The sequence below is a fragment of the Rhodoplanes roseus genome (genome assembly GCF_003258865.1).
Taxonomy (GTDB): domain Bacteria; phylum Pseudomonadota; class Alphaproteobacteria; order Rhizobiales; family Xanthobacteraceae; genus Rhodoplanes; species Rhodoplanes roseus.
Genome location: NZ_NPEX01000466.1, coordinates 1 through 2,945, shown reverse-complemented (window position 1 = coordinate 2,945; position 2,945 = coordinate 1). Strand labels below are relative to the sequence as shown.

The 2,945-nt window shown below is 71.0% G+C and carries 4 protein-coding genes; 1 reads left to right on the top strand and 3 read right to left on the bottom strand.

Annotation, left to right across the window (positions count from 1 at the left end):
* Window positions 1–1,162, bottom strand: a 1,162-nt coding sequence (locus CH341_RS30195) for a coiled-coil domain-containing protein (RefSeq protein ID WP_111423184.1), incomplete at its 3' end; no start/stop codon positions are given.
* Window positions 1,163–1,342: 180 nt separating this feature from the next.
* Window positions 1,343–1,933 carry a DUF1134 domain-containing protein gene (locus CH341_RS30190; protein WP_111423182.1) on the bottom strand — a complete coding sequence of 197 codons (591 nt, stop codon included), beginning with the start codon at window positions 1,931–1,933 and terminating at the stop codon, window positions 1,343–1,345.
* Window positions 1,934–2,124: 191 nt separating this feature from the next.
* On the opposite strand from CH341_RS30190, the gene CH341_RS30185 reads away from it, so the two are divergent.
* The gene (locus CH341_RS30185; RefSeq protein ID WP_245431323.1) at window positions 2,125–2,538 is read left to right on the top strand and encodes a YHS domain-containing (seleno)protein; all 414 of its coding nucleotides are present in this window, start codon (window positions 2,125–2,127) and stop codon (window positions 2,536–2,538) included.
* 16 nt (window positions 2,539–2,554) lie between these two features.
* Here CH341_RS30185 and CH341_RS30180 read toward each other — a convergent pair.
* Window positions 2,555–2,945: inositol monophosphatase family protein (locus tag CH341_RS30180; protein ID WP_281023736.1), on the bottom strand; the 391-nt coding region annotated here is incomplete at its 5' end.

Below are 2,945 nucleotides of genomic sequence, written 5' to 3'. Positions count from 1 at the left end.
GGGCCTGCAGGGCGCGGATGCGCTCGACCAGGTCGCCGCGCGGCGCCGGCGCCGTGCCGGCGGCCGGGGCAGGTGGCTCGGCGGGCTGGTCCTCGGCCAGCATGGCCGCGATCGGCGAGCCGGCGCCTTCCAGCGTCATGGTGAGGCGCACCACCTCGGCGGCGACGTCGTTGATGCGCTCGCGCAGCAGCGCGTTCTCGACACGCTCGTTCGCCCACGAGGCGCCGGCGCCGGTGTGGATCGCGGTGAGCTCCTGCTGCAGCCGGGCGTTCTCGTCGCGCGCCGCCTTCAGCTCCTGCTCCAGCCGGGCCTTCTCGCCTTTCAGGCCTTCCGATGCACCGGCCTCCTCGCGGGCCTTGCGGGCGTCGTATTCGCGCTCGACCAGCATGCGGCCCTGCTCGGTCAGCCGCTCCTCCAGCTCCTGGATGCGCTTGGCGAGGCCGTCGGCCTCGCCGGTCTGCTCGCCGAGCTGACGCTCCAGCTCGGCCGTGCGGGTGCCGAGCTCGGCCGCCCGGCTGCGCTCCTTGGCGAGCTCCTCGGCGGCGCCGGCGGCGGCGCTGCGCTCCTGGTCGCGCCGGGCCTTGGTGTCGCGCAGGTCGAGCTGGGCCTGCTCGACCTTCGACTTCAGCGACTCGATCTGCGTCCTCAGGGTGGCGATCTCGATGCGCTGGCTGTCGGACACCGAGGTGCGCTCGTCGAGCGCCGCGGTCAGCTTGGCGAGCTCGGCCTCCTTGCCGACCAGCACCTTCTCGACCGTCTGGGCCTTGTCGCTCTTGCGCGAGAACTCCTGCTCGGTCGACTGGAGCTGCTCGCGCAGCGCCTTTTCACGCGCCTCGATGGCCATCAGGGCGGCGTTCTTCTCGCCGAGCTCCTGCTTCAGGCGGCCGATCGCCATCGACTTGCGGCCGAGATCGGCGAGCTGGCCGGCCGCCCGCGTCTTGAGCTGGTCGACGCTCATCTCCAGCCGGCGGGTCGACATCGCGAACTCGGCGCGCAGCTGGTCCTTCTCGGCCTGGATCTCGGCCATCGAGAAGGGGGTCGCCGCCTCCAGGCGCCGCATGGTCAGCCGCACGGCGCGATTGTGCACCAGCGGGACGAACAGCAGGTTGAACAGGCTCGCGACCAGGAACCCGACCGCGAACAGCATGGCCTGTTCGATCATGACGAACGCCTCCGGCTTCTCGCGCGGCCGGGAAACCATGCCGTCGGGCGTGTTGGTCTTCCAGCTTCGACAGGGATATCAATAACCTGAGCACTGTTTAGCGAGACCGGCCAGAGGAAATCCGGGCCGATCACGCAACAGTGTCCGCCGGTCCCGGAGCCGGCCGGCGGGGGAGGCCCGTCAGAACGGATTCCAGGTCGATTGCGGCGTGAACTTGAGATAGCCGATGCTGGCGCCGAGCCGCAACCCCACGCCGGACCGGATCGGCACCACGACGACGTTGTTGGCGGTCAGCGCCGTCATGCCGAGGCCGCCGATGAAGTAGGCGGAACCGTCGACACCGCCGAAGCGCTGGTAGATCGACTGGGTCGAGGGCAGGTTGTAGATCAGCATCATGGTGCGGGCGCCCTCGCCGCCGACGTCCCAGCCGAACGAGGGGCCCTGCCAGTACACCTTCAGGTCGCCGGCGTTCTTGGTGTAGAGCACGCCCTCGCCGTAGCGCAGGCCGCCGAAGATGGCGCCGCCGCCCTCCTCGCCGAGCACGTAGCCGTTGGGCAGGCCCCATTGGCTGGCCGCCCGCTCCACCAGCGTGGCGAGGCTGCGCGACACGCCGCCGAAGAAGCGGTGCCCGGCGCCGACGACCTCGCTGGTCGTGAAGGTGTCGTTGCGGGGATGCGCAGGAACCGGCTGGCTCTGCGCGTAGGCCCCCACCGGCACGGCACACGAGAGAAGAACGACCGCGGCCGCGATCCAACGCGAGGCTCTGCCCATTTCCGACCTTCCCCGAGCTTTTGCTGCAGCGCGCTAACCGACCGGTTACGAAGTCGCACTAGGAGTGTGCCTCCGAATCGAAGACAACATCCGGCAACACTATGACGCCAAGGCGGCGAACCCGACAAACTGCGCGCAGGATCCTGCTCGCATTCCTGGTCGGAGTCCTCGGTCTGGCGCTCGCGCCTGCCGTGGATCTCCGGGCGGCGACCACCGAGCGGATCGTCACCGACTGGCATTCCGGCATCGCCATCTCGGGCTTCGATCCGGTCTCCTATTTCATCGACGGCGCCCCCGTCGCGGGCCGGCCCGAATACGAATACGTCTACCAGGGCGTGGTCTGGCGCTTCCGCAACGAGGGCAACCGCAACGCCTTCGCCGACAACCCGTCGGTCTACGCGCCGCTGTTCGGTGGCTACGATCCGGTGGGTGTCGCGCGCGGCATCTCGCGGCCCGGCCATCCCGAGGTGTTCCTGGTCCTGCGCGGCCGGCTCTTGCTGTTCTTCAACGAGGCGGCGCGGGCCAAGTTCGTCGAGGATCCGATCGCGGTGCTGACCGACGCCCAGAGCAACTGGCCGCAGGTCCGCGCCCATCTGACGCCCTGACCGGCGGTCGAGCCCCTCAGCCCGCCGACGCCGGGTCCGCCCAGGCGACGAAGCCGGGCACCAGAAAACCGTTTCCGCCGTCGCCGTAGCCGAGCGGGCCGCCGTCCGGCCGCACCACCGCTCCGCCCGCCGCCGCCAGCACGGCGTGCCCGGCCGCCACGTCCCACTCCCGGGTCGGTGCCAGCCGCGGATAGACGTCCGCCGTCCCCTCCGCCAGCAGCGCGAACTTGACGGCCGAGCCGCAGGCGATCCGGCCCGCCGCGCAGCGTTCGGCCAGGAAGGCTTCGCTGGCCGGGTCGAGATGCGAGCGGCTGACCGCGGCGACGAGCCCGTCCGCCGGCTGCGCCCGCGTCCGGATCGGCACGGCCGGGCCGGTCGTGGCGCCGGCCGGCAGCGCCAGGCGCTCG